The organism is Streptomyces sp. NPDC056296, from assembly GCF_042268605.1.
In the GTDB taxonomy this organism is placed as follows: Bacteria; Actinomycetota; Actinomycetes; order Streptomycetales; family Streptomycetaceae; genus Streptomyces.
Window position 1 is genome coordinate 116108 of sequence record NZ_JBHJRX010000009.1, and the last position, 18990, is coordinate 135097.

At 66.9% G+C, this 18990-nt stretch carries 18 protein-coding genes, 1 tRNA gene and 3 pseudogenes; 10 read left to right on the forward strand and 12 right to left on the reverse strand.

The features are described from left to right. Positions 1 to 7 precede the first annotated feature (7 nt). Together ACFCZF_RS08860 and ACFCZF_RS08865 are read left to right on the forward strand one after the other, a co-directional pair. Entirely contained in the window at positions 8 to 1825 is a 1818-nt protein-coding gene (locus tag ACFCZF_RS08860) for an IclR family transcriptional regulator C-terminal domain-containing protein (RefSeq protein WP_376671065.1), read from the forward strand. A 74-nt stretch (positions 1826 to 1899) separates the two neighbouring features. Next, positions 1900 to 1972, forward strand: a tRNA-Arg gene (locus ACFCZF_RS08865). A gap of 158 nt (positions 1973 to 2130) precedes the next feature. Here ACFCZF_RS08865 and ACFCZF_RS08870 read toward each other — a convergent pair. Continuing rightward, complete coding sequence (locus tag ACFCZF_RS08870) at positions 2131 to 2544, reverse strand: hypothetical protein (RefSeq protein ID WP_376671066.1); 414 nt, start codon at positions 2542 to 2544, stop codon at positions 2131 to 2133. 95 nt (positions 2545 to 2639) lie between these two features. Between ACFCZF_RS08870 and ACFCZF_RS08875 the strand changes: the two are divergent. The 4 genes and pseudogenes from ACFCZF_RS08875 to ACFCZF_RS08890 all read left to right on the forward strand — a co-directional run. Beyond that, positions 2640 to 3044, forward strand: a pseudogene (locus ACFCZF_RS08875) (winged helix-turn-helix domain-containing protein); the annotation flags it as partial. Beyond that, positions 3041 to 3565, forward strand: a complete 525-nt coding sequence (locus ACFCZF_RS08880; protein ID WP_376671125.1) for a transposase — start codon at positions 3041 to 3043, stop codon at positions 3563 to 3565. The pseudogene ACFCZF_RS08875 and the gene ACFCZF_RS08880, both read left to right, overlap by 4 nt. 250 nt (positions 3566 to 3815) lie before the next feature. Next, positions 3816 to 3995: pseudogene (locus ACFCZF_RS08885) on the forward strand (HNH endonuclease); the annotation flags it as partial. Beyond that, a complete protein-coding gene (locus ACFCZF_RS08890) occupies positions 3996 to 4667 on the forward strand; it encodes a hypothetical protein (protein ID WP_376671132.1) in 672 nt (223 codons plus the stop codon). It abuts the pseudogene before it with no gap. Between the two features lie 217 nt (positions 4668 to 4884). On the opposite strand, the gene ACFCZF_RS08895 is transcribed toward ACFCZF_RS08890, so the two are convergent. Further along, complete coding sequence (locus ACFCZF_RS08895; protein ID WP_376671067.1) at positions 4885 to 7107, reverse strand: restriction endonuclease; 2223 nt, start codon at positions 7105 to 7107, stop codon at positions 4885 to 4887. 1042 nt (positions 7108 to 8149) lie between these two features. Here ACFCZF_RS08895 and ACFCZF_RS08900 point away from each other — a divergent pair. Continuing rightward, positions 8150 to 9235 (forward strand): phosphotransferase, encoded by a 1086-nt coding sequence (locus ACFCZF_RS08900; RefSeq protein ID WP_376671068.1) that lies wholly within the window; start codon positions 8150 to 8152, stop codon positions 9233 to 9235. Here the strand turns inward: ACFCZF_RS08900 and ACFCZF_RS08905 are convergent. The 10 genes from ACFCZF_RS08905 to ACFCZF_RS08950 all read right to left on the reverse strand — a co-directional run bounded on the left by ACFCZF_RS08905 (position 9232) and on the right by ACFCZF_RS08950 (position 17125). After that, complete coding sequence (locus ACFCZF_RS08905; RefSeq protein WP_376671069.1) at positions 9232 to 10263, reverse strand: glycosyltransferase; 1032 nt, start codon at positions 10261 to 10263, stop codon at positions 9232 to 9234. The two genes, ACFCZF_RS08900 and ACFCZF_RS08905, sit on opposite strands and share 4 nt — an antisense overlap. A 6-nt stretch (positions 10264 to 10269) precedes the next feature. Beyond that, on the reverse strand, positions 10270 to 10884 hold the full coding sequence (locus ACFCZF_RS08910) for a hypothetical protein (protein ID WP_376671070.1): 615 nt from the start codon (positions 10882 to 10884) through the stop codon (positions 10270 to 10272). Next, entirely contained in the window at positions 10878 to 11792 is a 915-nt protein-coding gene (locus ACFCZF_RS08915; protein WP_376671071.1) for a PIG-L deacetylase family protein, read from the reverse strand. The genes ACFCZF_RS08910 and ACFCZF_RS08915 overlap by 7 nt, the downstream gene beginning before the upstream one ends. Further along, complete coding sequence (locus tag ACFCZF_RS08920; protein WP_376671072.1) at positions 11789 to 12520, reverse strand: glycosyltransferase; 732 nt, start codon at positions 12518 to 12520, stop codon at positions 11789 to 11791. The genes ACFCZF_RS08915 and ACFCZF_RS08920 overlap by 4 nt, the downstream gene beginning before the upstream one ends. After that, the gene (locus ACFCZF_RS08925) at positions 12520 to 13398 is read right to left on the reverse strand and encodes a phosphotransferase (protein WP_376671073.1); all 879 of its coding nucleotides are present in this window, start codon (positions 13396 to 13398) and stop codon (positions 12520 to 12522) included. Before ACFCZF_RS08925 ends, ACFCZF_RS08920 begins: the two co-directional genes overlap by 1 nt. Further along, positions 13395 to 14282 (reverse strand): glycosyltransferase, encoded by an 888-nt coding sequence (locus ACFCZF_RS08930; RefSeq protein WP_376671074.1) that lies wholly within the window; start codon positions 14280 to 14282, stop codon positions 13395 to 13397. Before ACFCZF_RS08930 ends, ACFCZF_RS08925 begins: the two co-directional genes overlap by 4 nt. A gap of 65 nt (positions 14283 to 14347) precedes the next feature. Further along, positions 14348 to 14542, reverse strand: a complete 195-nt coding sequence (locus tag ACFCZF_RS08935; RefSeq protein WP_376671075.1) for a hypothetical protein — start codon at positions 14540 to 14542, stop codon at positions 14348 to 14350. Beyond that, positions 14539 to 14985, reverse strand: coding sequence for a recombinase family protein (locus tag ACFCZF_RS08940; protein WP_376671076.1), 447 nt, complete (start codon positions 14983 to 14985; stop codon positions 14539 to 14541). Before ACFCZF_RS08940 ends, ACFCZF_RS08935 begins: the two co-directional genes overlap by 4 nt. Positions 14986 to 15179: 194 nt before the next feature. Then, entirely contained in the window at positions 15180 to 16382 is a 1203-nt protein-coding gene (locus tag ACFCZF_RS08945) for a helix-turn-helix domain-containing protein (RefSeq protein WP_376671077.1), read from the reverse strand. Positions 16383 to 16471: 89 nt separating this feature from the next. Continuing rightward, on the reverse strand, positions 16472 to 17125 hold the full coding sequence (locus tag ACFCZF_RS08950; protein WP_376671078.1) for an HAD-IA family hydrolase: 654 nt from the start codon (positions 17123 to 17125) through the stop codon (positions 16472 to 16474). Between the two features lie 583 nt (positions 17126 to 17708). On the opposite strand from ACFCZF_RS08950, the gene ACFCZF_RS08955 reads away from it, so the two are divergent. The 3 genes and pseudogenes from ACFCZF_RS08955 to ACFCZF_RS08965 all read left to right on the forward strand — a co-directional run. Next, a complete protein-coding gene (locus tag ACFCZF_RS08955; RefSeq protein ID WP_376671079.1) occupies positions 17709 to 17924 on the forward strand; it encodes a hypothetical protein in 216 nt (71 codons plus the stop codon). Between the two features lie 277 nt (positions 17925 to 18201). Then, positions 18202 to 18600, forward strand: a pseudogene (locus ACFCZF_RS08960) (SUKH-4 family immunity protein); the annotation flags it as partial. 49 nt (positions 18601 to 18649) lie between these two features. Next, positions 18650 to 18990: response regulator transcription factor (locus tag ACFCZF_RS08965; protein ID WP_376671080.1), on the forward strand; the 341-nt coding region annotated here is incomplete at its 3' end.

Genomic DNA, 18990 nt, shown 5'->3' on the forward strand with positions numbered 1-18990 from the left:
AGAGCCGATGCCCGCCAACACCACGAACGACGCCGCCCACGTGGAGGCCGCCGCCACACCCGGCGCCGAGAGCACCGGACCACGGAACGCGGGCGCGGCGCCTGGGGCCGTCCCGCCGACCGAGGCGCCTGGGGCCGTCCCGCCGGCCGAGGCGGTCGGTGCCGTCCCGCCGGCCGAGGCGGTCGGTGCCGTCCCGCCGACCACGGCGCCCAGTGCCATCCCGCCGACCACGGCGCCCGGCGCCGTCCCACCGGCCGAGGCGCTCACGGCCGCCCCGCCGGCCGAGGCGGTCGCACCGCTGCTGCGCGGCATCGCCGTACTGCGGCGGCTGACCGAGGCGGACGGCGGCGGCACCCTCAGCCTCAGCGGCCTGGAGAAGGCCACCGGCCTGGCCCGCGCCACGGTCGACCGCGTCACGGCGACCCTCGCCCGCATGGGATACGTCCGCCTGGACGGCCGCGACGTCACCCTCGCCCCCCGCCTGACCGAACTGGGCAACGCCTACCTCGCCGCCCTCCGCCTCCCCGACCTCCTCTCCGCCCGTGCCGACGCCCTGGCCGACGAACTGGACGAGTCGGTCTCCCTCGCGGTCGGCGACCGGGACGGCATCCGCTTCATCCACCAGGCCACCCGACGCCGCGCGATGTCCCTGAGCTTCCGCATCGGCGACCTCCTCCCCGCCGAACGCACCGCGCCGGGCCCGCTGTTCGCCACGGAGTGGACAGAGGCCGACTGGCGCCACTGGCACGAGCGCCGGGCCGCGGACCCGGAGGACCGCACCTTCCCCGCCGTACCCCCACGCGCCCACACCACCCAGGACGACGACTTCGAGCACCGCACTTCCGCCGCGGCCACCACTGACTACTCCCTGGACGACCAGTTGATCGAACCGGGCCTGGTCGCGGTCTCGGCCCCCGTACGGGACCCGGGCACCGGCCGGGTGGCCTGCGTGGCGAGCGTCGTGAGCCACACCAGCCGCCACACGGCCGAGGACCTGCGCACGACCCTGCTCCCCCGCCTCCGCGCGGCGGTCACCGCGATGGAGAACGACCTGCGCACCGCCCCGCCACCGGAACCGGGAGCCCCCCGCTCCGGCCTGGCCACCTGGACGGCCGCGTCCAAACACGAACTGGGCCGGGAGTTCATCGAATCCCTGGCCCGCGGCCTGACGGTACTGACCGCCTTCGGCGAGGACCGCCCGGAGCTGACCCTCACAGAGGTCGCGAAGGCGACGGGCCTGGCCCGCGCGACAGCCCGCCGAGCCCTGATCACCCACAAACACGCGGGCCTGGTAAGCCAGACCCCCGACCACACCTTCACCCTCACCCCCCAAGTCCTCTCCCTCGGCTTCCCACCCCTCTCCCGCACCTCCCTCCCCCAGATCGCCCAGCCCCACCTGACCGCCCTCGCCGACCGCGTCCACGAGTCCGCCTCGCTGGCCGTCCTGTCGGACTCGGGCGAGGAGATCCAGTACACGGCCCGCGCATCGACGAGCCGGGTCATGAGCGCCCACATCACACTCGGCACCCGCCTCCCGGCCCACGCGACGGCACTGGGCCACGTCCTCCTCTCCCTCCCGGAGACCCACTCCCTGGGCTACGCCCTGGTCGACGAGGAACTGGAGGCCGGCCTGCGCTCCCTCGCCGTCCCGGTACGCGACCGCGAGGGCCGCACGGTCGCCGCGGTGAACGTGGCGATGCACGCAGCACGCCGCACGGCAGCGGACTGCGTGGCGGACATCCTCCCGCCCCTGAAGGAGACGGCGGAACACATCGAAACCGACCTGCGCGTGGCAGGCCGCTTCCGCCGAGTCCCCCTCACCTGACCGGCCCGACGCCCTCCGACCCACCCGCTACACTGTCGGCGGTGGCACCTCCACACCTCACGGTGCCGCCGCCGGCCTTCGTAGCTCAGGGGATAGAGCACCGCTCTCCTAAAGCGGGTGTCGCAGGTTCGAATCCTGCCGGGGGCACAGACAGAAGGGCCAGCTCAGGAGGGGTTCCCTCCCGGACTGGCCCTTCGTCATATCAGGCGCCGTTCCACACGCGTGCCACTACGTCCACATCCCTACCGTGGGTGGCCCACCCGCGTATGGACGGGAAGCCACGCAACAGGTCGCCCTATGCGAACTCACGCCGCGTGCCGGATGTTCTGCAGGGGCCCGCCAGACCCATCACCGAGCAGCCAAAACGACCAGCCATTGCGGTTCGGGTTCACGTCCGGCCTGTAGTACGTCACTACCGCCCGGGCCGCCCCAGTCGGTGTTTTGAAGCTTTGCCCGGCAAGCGGCCCCGAAGTGATGTCGATCCGGTTCGTGTCCCGGTCAAAGCTGCCGCGAGTCCGACGACCTTCGTAGTCGGCATACACGTTGACCTTGCGCCCCTCCTCCACGCCCTCCTTGCTCGTGGCGGCTGGCGCAGAGGGCGGCACGCTTGCGGTTCTCACGAGCCGAGCAACAACCTCGCCAGCAGTGGTGCCACCCATACGCGCCGCAAATTCGATGGAGCGATGCGTCTGTTCATCAACCTCAATGGTTGGGCTCATGCCCTCCCCCTTGCTAGTCGGCGTTGACCACTGAAGGGTAACGCAAAAAAAGAGCGTAGAACAAGTGGAGTAAGTATTTAGAGTAATCCGCGAAGCGGGGAGCCGGGCGCTGGCGCAAAGCCTGGTCGCAAGGTGGGCCGAGGGCTCTGGTTTCGAAGGGGCCCGCGTCGCTGCCGCTGCTGAGCGACGAACTGTTCGCCATGCTCGAGAGGGAACTGCTCAAGGGTCCGGTCGCGCACGGCTGGCCGGACCAGACCTGGACCCTGTCGCGGATCAAGACACTGATCGGGCGCCGGTTCCACAAGAGATACACCGTGCAAGGGGTGGCAGCCCTGCTCAGGCGGCATGGCTGGAGCTGCCAGGTTCCTGCCCGCCGCGCGATCGAGCGGGACGAGAACGTGGTGGCCGGCTGGGTGAAGGAGACCTGGCCCCAGGTGGAAGGACCGTGGCGGCGCTCGACGCCTGGCTCGTCTTCAAGGACGAGGCCGGCTTCTCGATGACGCCGCCGACCGCCCGCACCTGGTCCCGCCGCGGTCACACCCCCACGGTCCGTGTCCGAGGCCGCTCCCGCCGCCGCTTATCGGTCGCCGCCCTGGTCTGTTACAAGGCCGGCGAACCTTCCCGGCTGATCTACCGGCCCTGCCCCGATGCCCGGCCCGACGGGCGCAAAAGCTTCTCCTGGAAGGACTACCGCGACCTCATCCAGACCGCTCACCAGCAACTCGGCGGACCGATCGTGCTGGTCTGGGACAACTTGAACACCCACCTGACGGCCGGGATGCGCCGCTACATCGCCGACCGCGACTGGCTCACGGTCTTCCAACTCCCGCCTTACGCACCCGACCTCAACCCCGTCGAGGGCATCTGGTCCGTGCTACGACGCACCACCACAGCCAACCGCGCCTTCGCCGACCCCGACGACCTGATCACCGCCGTCCGACGCGGCCTACGCCAGCTCCAGTACCGACACGACGTCCTCGACGGCTGCCTGACCGGCACCGGTCTACGCAAATCATCATGACGACATCACGCTTTGAAGGTCAGTAGGCAGCCACTTTGGGGGCGAGCCTCTAAGATCTTGGCCCCAACGTCGTGCTTTAACGGGCAGGTCCACAGACTGCCCGACTCGCCATCAGCTTACGGGGCCAAGATCACTCGCCCCAAAGCAGCTCCAGCCCAAAGCCGCTCCACCGACCTCGTTTCCCACGCGGGGCGAGGAGAACCCCGATACATTAAGTGCGCTTGTCGAGATCTGAGGAACCGGGGGCCGCATGTACGAGGATCGACCTAAGACTCCGTCCGAAGTTAAGCGGAGGCTGCGTCAACACGCCCGTTTCGGCTGCTGCAGGTGCGGGCTGCCCATCTATCAGTACCACCACATTGTCCCGTACAGCGAGGATCAGCACTTCCGGGTAGAAGACATGATGCTCCTCTGCCCCTTGTGTCACGACATGGCGACGAAAGGGGTTTTCAGCGACGCTCAACAGCGGGAAATGCAAGACGCCCCCTTTAATATCCGGAAAGGGCTGGCGGGAGGGATGCTGCATACCAGGCAGAACTACTGTGCCGTGCTGGCTGGCGGCGTCCTGCTGGTGGGCGAAGGACCAGTAATCATTGCAGATGGAGAACCACTCTTGACGCTCAGCCCGGACGAGGGAGGGCACATCAAGATATCAATGACTCTGCGAGATAAGGATGGAAACCTGATTGCCCTCATTGAGGATAATGAGTGGCTGTCCGGTGATACGACGGTGTGGGATATGGAGTCGGATCACCAGAAGCTAGTGGTTCGATCTGCCGCCAACCATGTGGCACTAAATTTGAACATGAAAGGCGAACCGGCTCACCTCCGGGCTAAATTCTGGCACGGTGGCTACCTGGTTGATTTACGCGGAATTGGCATACGCATCAATGGCAGGAATGCCGGGCAGCAGATTTCGGACTTGGCGTTCGCCGGCATGGCGCTAGACCTGGATACTGAAATTCCGCGCGTACGACTCGTGCCACAACTTAAGAGAGCACTTACGATAAGCGGTCCCGACCCTCTAGATCGACTAAAGAAGACCGTAGAAGCATGGCAAAGACTCAAAGGCGAAGAACATGATTCGGCAGGACAGCGCTGACGCGAGCTGGGCCGTCTCTGGACCGTCCAAGGTCAGCCGACGCCGACCGACAACGACAGAAGCCCACGGCATCTGAACTGGTCAGAGCTGTGGGCTTCTTCAGGCCCACTGGCCAGCGGGACCGGTGATCAGTAAACCGGCTACTTACCGCAGTTGTCAGCGCTTGTCACGCCCATTAAGACTCCGCCAACCTGCCATTAACGAGAGCATTGACCCATTACTCCAGAAAACTGAGGGAATTCATTATCAGATAAACCTCGCCATCAACATATTCGGGATCGACATCAGACTCTTCGTCACTCCCTTCGAAATCCTCCGCATCTTCTGGGAGCCAACCTTCCATCAACGTTGCTGCGCTCGGCCACTTGTGTTGCCAAAGCTCGCCATATCGCAGAACATACTGAAGGCTGTGATCGACCATATCTGAGTCCACATCGTCAGGGTCACGAGAGTATTGATCCAACAGCGCTTCAAACTTTTCATCGGCTTGTCGGCATAGGCCCTCTCGAATTCCGTCGTCTACAAATTCTGCAAGATCCATGGCGTGGCTAGCCGCTATGAACAAGCCACAGTCGCTTCGATCCCTGTTAAATAGGGAAGTGAGCCCTTCCAGCCTGATCGAATCGTGAAGCTGTCGGATCCTGCGATTGGTGGATCCGTGCGTGATTCGAATCAGTGCAGTTATGTCGCCGGTCGAACCTCTGTAGACAAACCCTGGTTGGTTTAGCCTCCGCACTGCCCAGTCCTCAATGTTTGGGACATACATTGAGCCTGCGATGCCTAGGCAAAGCGCAGCTCTACCCGCCCTGGAATGCGTGGCCGTTCCATCACGCTCCAGTGTCGCCATTGCCGCTTGCTCGACTTCCGCCTGAAACGGAATAAGATTCAATCTGGCAGGAAGCTCCGCATCCACTGGTGCATCATGATAGGACCAGAGAAGGGCCACCTGATCAAAAGAGTATGGATAATTAAGTACCCTCTTGATCAGGTCGCCCTCTTCCGAAAACTTAATCAACATGAAGTCATTCACGGAAGGATTGCTGAACTCTACATAACTGCTAACCCCTTCTCCGGATAGACTAATAAGTGTGCCGTTCAGGATTTTCAAACTGGCTTTGAAATGAGACAAGCCGCGATTAGAAAATGCTAGATACGCATTCCCCAGAGTCGAAAGGTCCGCCTTCCCCCCAAAGGTAAAGAGGAGATAGAGGACATCTCTGTCACTCTCCTTCAATTGATGGTCAAACACGTGCCTCCATAACCCCATAGGGTCATTGAGGGCCGCTATGAGTTGATTACCGGGTTCACCCCGTTCGGGATCGAATGGTAAAGAGAGGAGATCCGCGATAGCCCTTGGATTGAAGCTCCTGTGCCTAATGAGCGGGCGATAGACGTCCGGGTGAGAGAAAAAGCGCTTCGCGGAATTCGGCCATTCTGACCAGTAGACATGATTGTAAAGTATCTGAGCCCTCTCTTCCCGCCCGAGAACGTCTATATCGACTGTAAACGTGAGGGGGTCGAGATCCCCTCGATCTATGCGCTCGTACCTCTGCCGTGCCTGCTGGAGAACATATTCGCGTGTTGTGCAGACGAATCTTTTAGTCGGATCCTTACGGATTCGTCGGATCAGAGACAGAAGTCTGCTGTCTTCATTCTTGTGCAACTTGTCATCTAGCGAAGTCTGGCCGAGGAAATCGTCATAGATGAAAATCTGCGGCTCCCCGTCATGCCAGACCCGGTAGACGTCTTCTACATTTTCGGATACTTCGACGACCTCGAACCCGCGATCCGCATAGTGAGCGCAAATTACGTGAGCCAATGTCGTCTTGCCTACACCTGGCGGCCCTGACACCAAAACCACGTGATTCTTTTCCACGAGGCTCATCGCTTTGCGCAAATTGATACTTGGCACGTAAGTGCGCAATGTTTCCTTGATGTCGCCGGCGAGATGCAGCGAACGCTGGATCACATTCTTTGAGATCATAGCCTCAAGGATCGAAGCGTCGTTAAGCCATAGCCTCATGTTCTTGCGAACCACTTCGGGATTATTTTGCAAAAACGACGTGATCTCAGCAATCCCGTAGATGTCCCCGGTGCTTTTAATGTAGGGCCGAAAGCCGTCAAGGATCTTCGCCTTAGCGGCTGGCGTCATTTCGACCGACGTGGCCAAAATGTAGCGTATCGGCGTTGGTTGCATTCGGTCCAGCTTGGGTAGTTCGCTATCAAACAGGTGCGCAATAAGCTTGGCGCGTCCACTTTTCATCCAGTGCTTGCATTGGATGATGATTGTCTGGTTTGGGGCAAAATATCGGAGATCGATGCCGCCGTCCGGGCCGCTTGAAAATACTTCAAGCCTCACGCCGAGTAGGCGTTCAAGCATGTCTTTACAGAGACCTTCGAAGTCCAGGTCGGACAGCTTTTGCAGATCGAGCAAGTCCATGCCTCACCACCCCCAAGGTGTTCCGCGCCGTGAAGGAAGATCGTAGTCCTTCGCTACCGCTTCAAGCGGAGGAACAGGCACGCTCGGCTCGACAGGCACTGTTTGCCGGCGGCCTGATCGTCATCGAGGCCATCGGGCACCAGCTCTTCGACGTCTTCATACAGATAGATGGCGTGCCAGAAGCCATGGCTCTCACCGAGCTCACAGTCATGCCGTATACCGCCATCGTCACGGGCCGGCCGTCACGGCTTGCTCTGGTCGACGACAAGGTAAGCGTGGCTGAGGGCGGTGTGGGTGCAGCGAGGCGTACGCGTGCGTGGTCGGTCGGCGTGCCCGCCGTCGTGGCTGACTGTCGTCGGCTGAGGTTCGTGCCACAACCGTGCCAGATGCAGGGGTCAGCCACGGTCAACATCGGTGCCCCGCAGTCGAGTAGCCGCCCGCTTCCTCGGTCGGTGAAGCCGAAACTCAGACGCAGGATCCCCCAGCCGCTCTCCTAAAGCGGGTGTCGCAGGTTCGAATCCTGCCGGGGGCACCAAACGCATGGCCCTGGCCTGGGGTTTCTCCCCAGGGAAGGGGCTTACTCGGCCTCGGACGTCCCGTCCGGGGCCGTTTGCGTGCGCGCTGCGTGAGCGGACGGGGTGGCAGCCCCCGAAATATCCCCCAACCGATCAGCACCATCCGGCACGTCGCGAGGGGCGCGTGCACGCGGGACGAGACGGGCTGCAGCCTCGGCGAGCGCAAGATCCGCCTCGGGAAGCAGACTCGCCACACACCCGGCCCCCACGCCCAGGCAGCCATTGCCCGCAGCACCACACGGCTCCCTGCCACCCCGGTCCACCCGTCGGTGGCCACACCGACCGTCGTACAGCAGCCGCAGGAGCGGCGGCGTTGATCGCCCCTCGTGTTCCCCGAGGGAACAGAGAAAGCGTTCCCTCGGGGAACACCCGATTCGTTCCCTCGGGGAACGGGCGCGTCCCGTTCGTTGCATGAACAAGGTGGCCGACCCCAGACGCTCGGCCACATCGAGACAGAGCAGTGGTCCTTGTGCGTCTGCACGGCCGACTCCCGTATCGTCGCCAGGGTGACCGACGCGAACGTGGCGGACAGGACGCACCTCCCCACAGACGATCTTGCCGAGCTGATCCGGGCATACGACATCGACGAAGTGCTGGACCGACAGCACCTGGCCGATGGCCTCATGAACGTGAACTGGCGGCTGGACACCCGGGCCGGGAGGTTCGCCCTCAAGCGGGTCACGGACGTGCCGCTCGATCGACTGCGTCGCAACCTCGCAGTCCTTCCCGTCCTGGCTTCGCACGGAGTCCCCGTATGCGCCCCGCTCCCCACCGTCCACGGCGATGTGATCGCCGAGGTCCGTGGTGGCGTCTACTGCCTCTTTTCCTGGTCGGCCGGGGAACACGTTCGCGGAACCGACCTGTCACTGACGCAGACGTCCGAGCTCGGCACACACCTCGCGGGACTCCATACAGCACTCGGCCATGCTGTCGAGGAGGCCGGGATGCCCGCAGTACCGGCCTCGGTCGCCGCTGAGGTGATCGAGGCCGACCGAGCCGTCCAGAAGGCTGACCGGCTTGCCGGAGCCGTGTCGGCCCGGGGCGCGGGCGACGCTTTCGACAGGGCCGCGGGGACTGCCCTCGAAGAGCGCAAGATCCTCCTCGACAAGCACGCCCACCTGCGCCCCGGGGGAGACACCCCTGCGGGCCCGCAGGGCTGGACGCACGGTGACTTCCAGTACCGGAACCTCCTCTGGGCGGACGGCGGACTGGTTGCCGTCCTGGACTGGGATCGGCTCGGAGTCCGCCCGTACGCGGAAGAAGTCGTTCGTACGACGCAGGTGCAGTTCGGGGTGGAGGGCGTGTTCGACCTGGAGCGGGCGGCGGCGTTCGTGGCCGGCTACCGGTCGATGATCCCGTTGGAACCGGCCGCATTGCTCGACGCCGCGCGACGACTGTGGTGGAAGCGGATGACGGACTTCTGGCAGCTCGAGTTCCACTACGACCGGGGCGACCACTCCTGCGACGAGTTGTTCCTCGCCGACGAGGCGCTTCTTCACTGGTGGACGGAGCAGCTCGACGTGGTGGAGCGGGCATTCGCCGGAACTGCCTAGATCCCCAGCTCCCGAAGCTCGGGCAGGCATGGTCGCGTGAACGTGACTGCGTGACGCCGGGCCCTCATGCCCAGCGCCTTGTGGTCCGCCTCTCGGATCGCGCGTGCCCACGTCTCGGGGCCGGCTGTGCTCGGCAGGACGATTCCGGCGTCGCCGATGGCTTCGGGGATGCCGCCCCGGTCGACCCCGATACTCGGGACGCCGTGGAGCGCGGCCTCGACGATCACGCGGGGGAAGGCATCTTCCACGGTGGAGGGGGCCAGCAGCAGGCGATGACTGCGGTACAGAGGCCCCATGTCGTACACCCGGGGCACGTACGTCACGTTCGGGTAAGCGGCGAAGTCGGCGGCCGTGTCCCACCAGCCTTCGACCAAGGTGAAGTGCTGTTCCGGAATGAACCGGAGGAGTCGGTGCAGTAGCTCGGATCCCTTGGCGGGGATGGGGTTGATCATGAGTACGGACGCGGTGCGAGCCTCGCCCAAGCTCTCCCCGGGCAGCGCGAACGGCGGGTACATCACGGCGAGGCGGGTGGCAGGCGTGTGAGGTGCACGCGCCCGGACGAACTCCGACACGGCGAGACCGTAATGGGGTCGGCCGGCGAGGACCCCCAGGCCGGTGGCAGAGACGGAGTGCAGGAGGCCGGCGACGAGCGCGGTCGGTCTGGCCTGGACGGCGAGCTGCGCCGAGCCCTCCTGCGAGGTGAACACGACATCAGGGCGGAGATCTCCCAGGAGGCTGCCCAGCGCGTGCTCCACGTTGTTCTGCATGAACGCCGCGCACTCGACCCCGTTCCACCGGTAGCGCAGGGTGCCGTCCGCCTCGTCGTACGCGACGCGATGCCTGTCGAGGTGGGCGCACATGTCGGGGAGCTGGGTGACTCCGTCCCAGGGCGCCTCGTGTGAGCCGAGGTAGGTGACGTGCCACCCGGCGGCGGCGAGTTCCTCGGCGAGGAGCTGCTGGGTGACCTCGGCGCCGCCGATGAGGAACGGGGGCGGGGTGCGGCGCCAGGCGAACAGGGCGGTGGGCATCTTCCTTCACCTCGCCCAGAAGGTGACGAGGGCTTCCACTGCCTGGGCCACATCGTCCGGCTCCGCGTCGGCGGCCAGGACCGTGAGCTCTCGCGTCACGGGCCGACGGGGCGTGTGGACGAAGTAGTCGCGGGCGTGGCGGAGGAAGCCCGGCTCGTGGAGGAAGTACTCGGACTCGGCGGCGGTGTGGCCGGCGGTCTTGCGGCGGAGGTGGAGCGTCTCCGCCGGTACGTCGAGGTAGAGGGCGTGGTCGGGGCGCAGGAAGGAAAGCGTCTTGAGGCGGTCGCGGAGCTGGTGGTGGACGCCGTACCCGAACAGGGCGTCCAGGGCGTACGCGTGGGCGAGGAGGGTGTCCACGGACCGGTCGAGGATGACGAACTGCCTGCCGCTCGCGGCGGCCGCAGCGACGCGGGTCGCCTCGATCTCCATGAACCTCTCGAAGGCGGCGAGTTGGGCAGCCGCCGAGTCGGTGCGGGCCGGAGGGATGTCGTCGCGGTGGGCGATGTGCTTGACGTAGCAGTCGGAGACGAACGCCCGCGAGCCCAGGGCGGTGCGGCGGAGGTGGCGTATCGCCGTGGACTTGCCGGCGTAGGAGGGCCCCTCCAAGGCGATGATCAGCACGTCGACTCCTCCGTCCTGTAGAAGCGTTCGGCGTAGAGGCTGGGCCCGTCGACGAGGTCGGCCGCCGTGGTGAAGGCGTGCCGGATCGGCCGGTACATCTTCCGCGCTGGATGCATCTGCGAGCCGTGCATCCGCAGGACGGTGACCTTGTCCAGGACGACGTCGGTGATGTCGACCAGCTCGGGCCGCATCGTCGCCCCCGTACGTGTACGGAACAGGTGCTGGTCGCAGCCGGCGAGCGCGTACGTCGACCAGAACGCAAGGTCCTCCCAGAACCAGGTGCAGCCGAGGCGAACGGCGGCCTCATGGACGAGGAGGTGGTCGGGGTGGCGGGTGACGGCGGCGGGGGCGAGGAGTTCAGCGCCGGGGTGGGCCGCGACGACCCGACCGAGTGCCTCGGTGACCTGGTCAAGCACCTGTGGGTCGTAGGGACGGTACGGCGGCTCGGCGTCCTTGTGGCCGAGGAGGTGTCGGCGGGCGGCGAACGGCGCGAGCGCGGCGGCACCCTCCCGGTCGCGCAGTTCGGACACGGTGTCGACGTCGGCGTACGTGACCTCCAGGGCGGGGTGCACGCTCCGGGAGCGGGTGAAGACGGTGGCCACGGTCAGCGGTCGGGGGCTGGCGAGGAAGGTGCCAGAGGCGGAGAGGGCGAAGTCGTCGTGGTGGGGTTCGATGACGAGGACCGGGCGGTCGGCGGGGGTGCGCGCCTCGATGTAGTACGGGACGCGGGTGTGGGGTGCGGTCACCTCCAGCACGTGGTGGTCGTGGGCCTGGTGACGGGCGGCGAGCTGCTCGGTGTGCGTCTGGTGGGCGCGGTGAAGGTCGTCGGGGAAGACATGGATGCCGTGTCCGTCCGGTACTGGCAGGTCGACCAGGAACTGGGGCTGCACAGGGGTCTCCTTCGTCATCGCACGGTCATCTCGTACCAGTGGCGCCACATGCGGGGCGACCGGAGGCGCAGGCGGGCGGTCACGGGGTTCTGCCACCAGAGCATCCGCAGGCTCGACCACTGGTCGTAGCGGCGGGTCGACGGGCGCACGCGCAGCTCGTCGAGGATGGTCACGGGCCTGTCGGTGGCCTGGCCGTGGGCGGTGAGGCGGGCGAAGAACTCCACGTCCTCGCTCATGAACAGGTCGTCCCGGTACCCACCGATGTGGTGGAAGGCGTCGGCGGTGCAGAACTGGTTGACGCCCTGGGCCCCGCCGCGCCGGGTGCGGTAGTGGTCCCAGTAGGCACACAGCAGGCGTGCGCCGAGCCGTTCCGGGGTGTAGAGCGGCGGGATGGCGCCGCCGACGGCCCCGGCGTCCATGGCGGCGGCAGCAGCGGTGACCGCCTCCAGGGGCAGAGCCACGTCCGCGTCGGTGAAGAAGAGCCGGCCGCTGCGGGCCGCTGCGGCTCCTGTGTTGCGGACCCGACCGATGTTGCGGACGGACTCGGTGACAACGCGGACGCCGAAGGAGGCGGCCATGTCTGCGGTGGCGTCGGTACTGGCGTTGTCGACGACGACCACCTCTCCCGTACGGCCGGTGATCTCCTCCCAGCGGGTGAGTGAGGCGAGGACGGAGGGCAGGTAGCGGGGCAGGTAGGCGGCCTCGTTGAAGGCCGGGATCACTACCGACAGGGCGGGGGTGCTCATCAGCGCGTCCTTTCCGGGCGGCGCGTACGGAAGAGGTGCGGGGTCCGTCGGCTGAGGTCGTCCAGGCGGCGAGACCACAAGACACGGTCATCGCCAGGGGATGAATGCGCCCAGGAGCGCAGAGTGTGGAAGACGACCCAGGCACCCAACAGGTGGTCATCGAGGGCAAGGGGGTAGGCGTCGGTGACCGTGCGGGCCCGGAGAGTCGAGAGGGCGTCGGTCATGACGAGGGTCTGGGCAACGTCGGATTCGCGGGGACCGGCCGCGGCGTCGGTGAAGTCGACCAAGTGGCGGATGGCTCGGGGGCCGGCGATCACGACGTTGTCGCCGTGCAGGTCGCCGTGGCACCACACGGGCGCCGTGCGGACGGCGTCGGCGATGGCGGCCAGCGCGGGCGCGATGCTGTCGAGGCTGCTGGGCGGGCAGCGGCGGCCCAGTGAGGTGACCTGCTCGTGAAGGGGCCGGCGCGGGGCCCACGGCCGGACGGGGGCCCGGTGCAGGCGGCCGAGCAAGCCGGCCAGGTCTTTCAGAGCTCGCTCGTCGGAGATCCGGCCGGAGCGCATGGCGCTGCCGAGGGTGAGCGGGCCGAGGTCGGCGGTGACAAGGGCGGTCGCCTCGTGGCCTGGAACGTGCCCATATCCGATGAGGGCCGGTACGGGGACGTGGTCGGCCACGGCCCGGATGGCAGCGCTCTCCGTGATCGCGTTGCGGCGTGCGGTCGCCGCGTACAGCTTGATCACGACACTGCGTCCGTCGGCCAGGTCCGCCCGGTACACGACGGTGCGCGTACGTGCGGACAGCCGGCGGGCGGTGCGGGCCGGTACCCCGGTCAGGGCGAGGGCAGCGCGCGAGACAGCGGGCGGTACCCCCGTACTCACCGCCCACCCGCCGGTTCCACGCCGACGGCACCCAGACGCCGGACGTGACGCATGGCCCCTTCCAGGTGCCGCCGGTATTCGACGACTTCCTCCGTGACGGGGCAGTCGGCCTGCCACGGCTTCTCAGGACCGACGAAGTGCACGAGGGCGGCAGTCGGATCGGGCTTCGGTGACCGCGTGACGACCCGGCGCACCCAGTTCCCGCGTTCCAGGAATCGGCCGACCTCGAACCGGTTGCAACCACCGGCCACCGGGCGCACTCGGCCGGATCGCAGAAGCCACAGGTTCAGGGCGTCCTGGTCGTTGTGGAGGATGTGGCGCCGGGCGTGGATCAGGGCCTGCTCGACGCCTCGGCGGATGCGGGGCATGTGGTCGGTGTGGGTCCAGAGCACGCCCGCGTTGAAGTACGGGCGTCCGCGCAGATGGGGCCAGCGCTCGGCGGCTCCGGGCAGTGCCGGACACTCGCCGACGGCCGGGTTGAACTCGTCCCGCACGGCGCCGGTCTCGTCCGGCGCAAGGGAGCCGAACGGCTCGCTCACGTCTCCGCGTACGAGCACGTCGGCGTCCACGTAGATCAGGTAGGGACGGCGGACGAAGCTCGGCGTGAACTCGAACCTCAGATAGGTGGTGACGGCGATGTACGAGGCGTCTGCCATGCGCGAGGAGCGCAGAGGAGCGCATCGGCGGAGGTCGAAGGAGCCGAAGCCGGCCCGCTTGGCGAGGTCGGCGAGGAGGAGGGCCTGCGACGGGGCCAGGTCGAGGGTGAGCACCCGTACGGCAGCTTCGCGGCGGGCCACCGGGGTGAGACTGTCGGCCAGGCCGGCGAGGGCGGCGAGGCCGGGGACGAGGTACTGCTGGTCGATGCAGAGGCCGAACGCGTACACGGCGACTTCGCCTTTCGGGCGTGGTGCACGAACGTAACGGAGGGGTCGGCGGTGAGCGCGGGTACTCACCAGCTGTCCCGGGCTTCGGAACGGGCGAGGATTTCGAGGCTGTCGGGCTCGTCGGCCTCCCAGTGGGGTCCGCCCCCGGTCAGCGGTCGCAGCACCCACACGGTGCCGCCGGCGCGGACATCGGTGACGATCGCCCGCCGTCCGTCGCCGTCCCGCACGAGGTCACCAACCCAGGCACGCTGGGCGCTCACGAGGCGCCCTCCTCGTACGTGTCCGGCTGCGTGAACCAGCCGGAGGCCGCGTCCGCGATGTCGCGACGACGCCGGGCCTGGCCGGGGGTTCGACGGGTCGGGGTAGCGCTCGACGCGTCCGCGAGGAACCCTCCCCGGTCGCGGAGGAGAACACCGATAGCCGCAAACTGGGCGGCGTCGGCGGCGACATGCGTCAGGCCGCTGACGACGACACCTCGGATCATCCCGGCGGACAGGGCAGCCGTGACGGCCTGCCAGCCCGGCCGCTCCATGAGCGGCAGCGACGGGGCGGGGTCGGACCAGACGCCGGCGACATGCCAGTGCCGGGCGTCGGCGTAGTAGCGGCCACGCTCCTCGCTCTCACCGAGGGCGGTGGAGGTGGTGGCGCAGGAGTAGACGGCGACGGGTACGTGCCCGAGGCCGCCGGGCGGGTTGGTCGGCATGCCCACAAGGCTGCTGGGCTGCGGAGTTGGGGCCCAGGCACGGCCCGTCGCAGTGGAGAGACTCCGTATCCGGTCGGACTGCCACGCCGCGTGGCAGCGGAAGCAGGGTCGCCCGAAGGTGTGCCACGCCCCGTAGCAGTCGCGCTGATGGCCCGCCCGTACCTACTACGGGCCGTGGTACTTGGACTCGTAGGTCAACGCACTCCGAGGGGTACGCCCGCGGAGTTCGCCAGTCCTCGCAGCCGGTTGACGGACACCCCGGCGAGTCGACTGATGATGACGCCGGGAAGCATCTGGTGACGCACCCATCCCGGGGCCATCGCGCAGACGGCCTGGAGGGTGTCGGCTGCGGCCTCCCACCGTCGGCATTCGACCTGGGTGAGCGCTACGTCCAGGCCGTAGCGGGCCCGAGTGGCCAGGGGCACCGTGTCGTCCAGGCGCACGGTGTCCATGAGCCGCAGCGCTCCAGCCGTATCGCCGAGGGCCACGGAGATACTCATGGCCTGCGTTGCGGCGTACATCGGTCCGTACGGCTGGGCGTGCGCGCCACGGGCATGTTCGTCCCCGATTCGGGCGGCGACGGCGTGCGCCTGGGAGAGGTATTCGCGGGCGTTGTCCGAGCTCGCACCGCCTCGGGACGCGGCGACGGCGGCATTCGTGACGAGCTGCCCGTACACGCTCAGCCGGTCCGGGTCGTGCTCGCTCATCTTGGGCTCGATCCGGTCGGCTTGTGCTGCGGCAAGGAGGAAGCCCTGCTTGGTCCGGCCGTCGCGGAGGTTGACCCACGCGGTGGTGGCGGCAAGGTGCGCATCACGGAGATCGTCTCCGCCCTGCACGGCGATCTGGCGTCCGTATGTCAGCGCCGCATACGCCAGATCTCGTGATCCGAGCACGTTGGCGGCCATGCCCGCTGTCTGAAAGATGTCGGTCAAGACGCCGGCGGCGGCCTCCCGCTCGTTGAGGCCGGCCATGTCGAACCTGGCCCGCGCTTCGGGAAGGAGCCGCCCAAGGAGAGTGCCGAGCTCGGTGTACCGGCCTCCCCAGTACGCGGCATCCGCGCGACGGACGACGGCGCGGAGCTCGGCGACGGTGCCCGGCTCGACCTCGGCGGGGATGCCGATGGCCGCGTCATGGGTGGCTGCGGAGACCAGGCGTAACGCGGCCCGCTCGTCGCGGTCCATGGACCGCCGTGGCGCCTGCTGACCGAGGAGCACGGCGATGTCCGTGCCGAGCGCGTCGGCAATCGACAGCAGGGACGGCAGGGAAGCCGTTCCGCCGCGTTCGAGCTTGCGGACCACGCCGACGGACACGCCGGCCGCCTCCGCCAACTGCTCCTGTGTCATGCCGCCGCGCAGCGCCTTCAAGCGCTCAGAGGTGGTGTACTCCGACCACTGCATGCTCCAGAACCTCCGCGTGATGGGCCCGACACGGACAGTACTGGCTGGAGCGGTGGAGCCGACAGCCTTTGATCAGACCGCAGTTGGGTTCACGCGGCGAGCACCGCTGTGACACCGAGGAGGGCCTCCAACTCGGTCACGGCCTCATCCTCGTCCGTGACGTGGACCGTGGCGATGCCCAGATCGACGGCCGGAGGAAGGTTCACCGCGTGATCGTCCACGAACACGCACCGTTCGGCGGGCAGCCCGATCCGCTCCAGGGCGAGTTCGTAGATCGCCGGATCGGGCTTCGCCATGCCGACCAGCTCGGAGACGACGTGCACGTCGAACAAGTCCCAGATGCCGACGTGTTCGTACGGGTCGAACGGGTCGAGGCCGAAGCTGTTGGACAGCAGGGCAAGCCGGTGACCGGCGGCACGCGCGGCACGCGCGAGCGCGACCATCCGACGGGCCACAGGCACCCCGGCCCAGGCCCGCCCCATAAGGTTCACCGGATCCACGTGCGCACCCAACAGCGCGGCCGTGCCCTCGTTCCACTCGGCCTGCCCGATCTCCCCGATCTCCAGAGCCGCGTACAGACGCCGGCCCTCAGGGTGATCGTTGAGAGTACTGCGCCATGCGCCCGGAGCCAGCCCTTCCGACACGCACCAGGCGCGGTGGACATCGATCGGGCTGGCTGTAAGCACCCCGGCGAAGTCGAGGATCAGACCGCGCCTGTCGGCGACATCAGTCCTGTGCGGCATCCGATGATCTTTCCTTCCCTGATGGGTTCTCTCGGCGACGCTACCGCGCATCGACCACTCGGACGGGCGAAGCCTCCCTCACCCATTCGCGCGAGCACCTGGCGCCCCATCCGAAGGAACGCCTGGTCTGAGGGACGCTCGATGGCAGACACAGGCCGTTCATCCGCGCCTTCGCGTCCCGCCCGTCGTGCCCTAGCGACCACGGCACGCCGTTGCCCCGTGCGCCCAGGCCAGCTCATCGCCAGACGCCGGTGAAGAAAATCCACCGTTTTCCGCACCTGACGTCAGGCCCCGCATCAGGCACGACGCCTCGCTGCGCTGATCAGGAGGACAGCACCGCGAGGCACAGTCTGAAACTCGCCCCAAAGCAGCTCCAGCCCAAAGCCGCTCCGCCGACCGCGCGGCTACCATCCGAGCAGGGGGGCTCATGGGGATTGTGGTCTGTGTTGGGTTCGTCACTCTGGCGGGGTACATGGTCCGGAGCGCCGCCATGGTGTGGCGCGACCCCCGCCGAGCTCGGACGGAAGCTGCCGGGTGGGACAAGCTCGGCAAGCGTGGAGCCTGGGCGGTCACACGCGGCATTGTGCCCGTTGCCGGTATGTTCACCTGCCTGGCCGTCATGGCGACCTCGTTCCTCGGAGCCGAGTCCTGGGGCACGGTTCGAGGCGCCCTGGAGACGGTCGGGACCGTGTTCTTCGCCGTGATGTTGATCTGCTTGGTCGCCATCGCCTCCATAGCCGTGTTCAACAGGCCAAGATCCCTCGTACCGCCGTACCTGCGCGACAAACGCCGCCTGTAGCGACGAACAGAGGCGAGCGCCCCCGGGCGATCAGCATCGGGCTCTCAGGCCGGGAGAAAGGCGCCCGTGCCCGATTGGAAGGCACACGAGGGGGAACAACGGGGAGTCTCGGCGAGCCGCCCAGAAACGTACAGGTCAACGAACCAGCAGGTCAGGCCCGAACCGCGTACGCGATCTTCCAAACAAGTGCTCCACGTCGCCGCCCATTGGTCATCGTGGGCATCTGGTAGTAGGCGTTAGGGTGCGACTCCTATTGAGCCGGACGACGGGGGCGGCGGTGTCACTGTTCTATGAGGACTTGACCTACGAGGATCTGGTCGATTGGGCCGGCGAGGAGCACGTCGAGCGCGTCACCCTCGAAACCGTCACCGACTGGCAGATCCCGACTGAGGACAAGGCGGTCCTGGTCGAGGTCGGGGTGCCTCATGTCGAGCACCTGGTCACCCGTGCGTGCTTCCAAACTGAAGCGCAACCGACGCTCCAGACCAACAGGGAAACTCTGCTCTATAGGCTCACCGAGGAGACAGAAGCCGGATTGCGATGGTTCTTCGGAGCGGAACCCGGTACCGGTGTCGTGTACCACGTCGCGCCTGACGGAGGGACCCGGTTCGCCAACTCCTCCGTCGTGCTGTGGGTGCAGTCCCTGCACCACTACGGCCTGCGGATCGACACCAACGATCTCCTCCTGGTCGCCCAGAACTTCGGCACCCTGATCGCCGGCCGGTTTGACGCCGCTCGTCGTGCAGGCCTACGAGCTGTCGGAACGGGAGCTCGAGGTCAGCCGGCGGGTGGCGCGCGGCCTGTCCACGAGCGGGATCTCCGAGGAGCTCCACCTGTCGCCGCACACGGTGCGCGACCACATCAAGGCGATCTTCGAGAAGCTCGGCGTGTCCAGCCGCGGCGAGTTGGTGGGCCAGTTGTTCACCGAGTACTACGAGGCCGTGGATCCGTCCTCCACGGCGGCCCGGGGGGGGGCCGCGGGGGGGGGGGGGGGGGTGGCCGGTGTGGGGTGGGAGGGGGGGGAAGAAGAAGGGAGTGGGGTTGTTTCGGTTGGGATGAGGAAGAA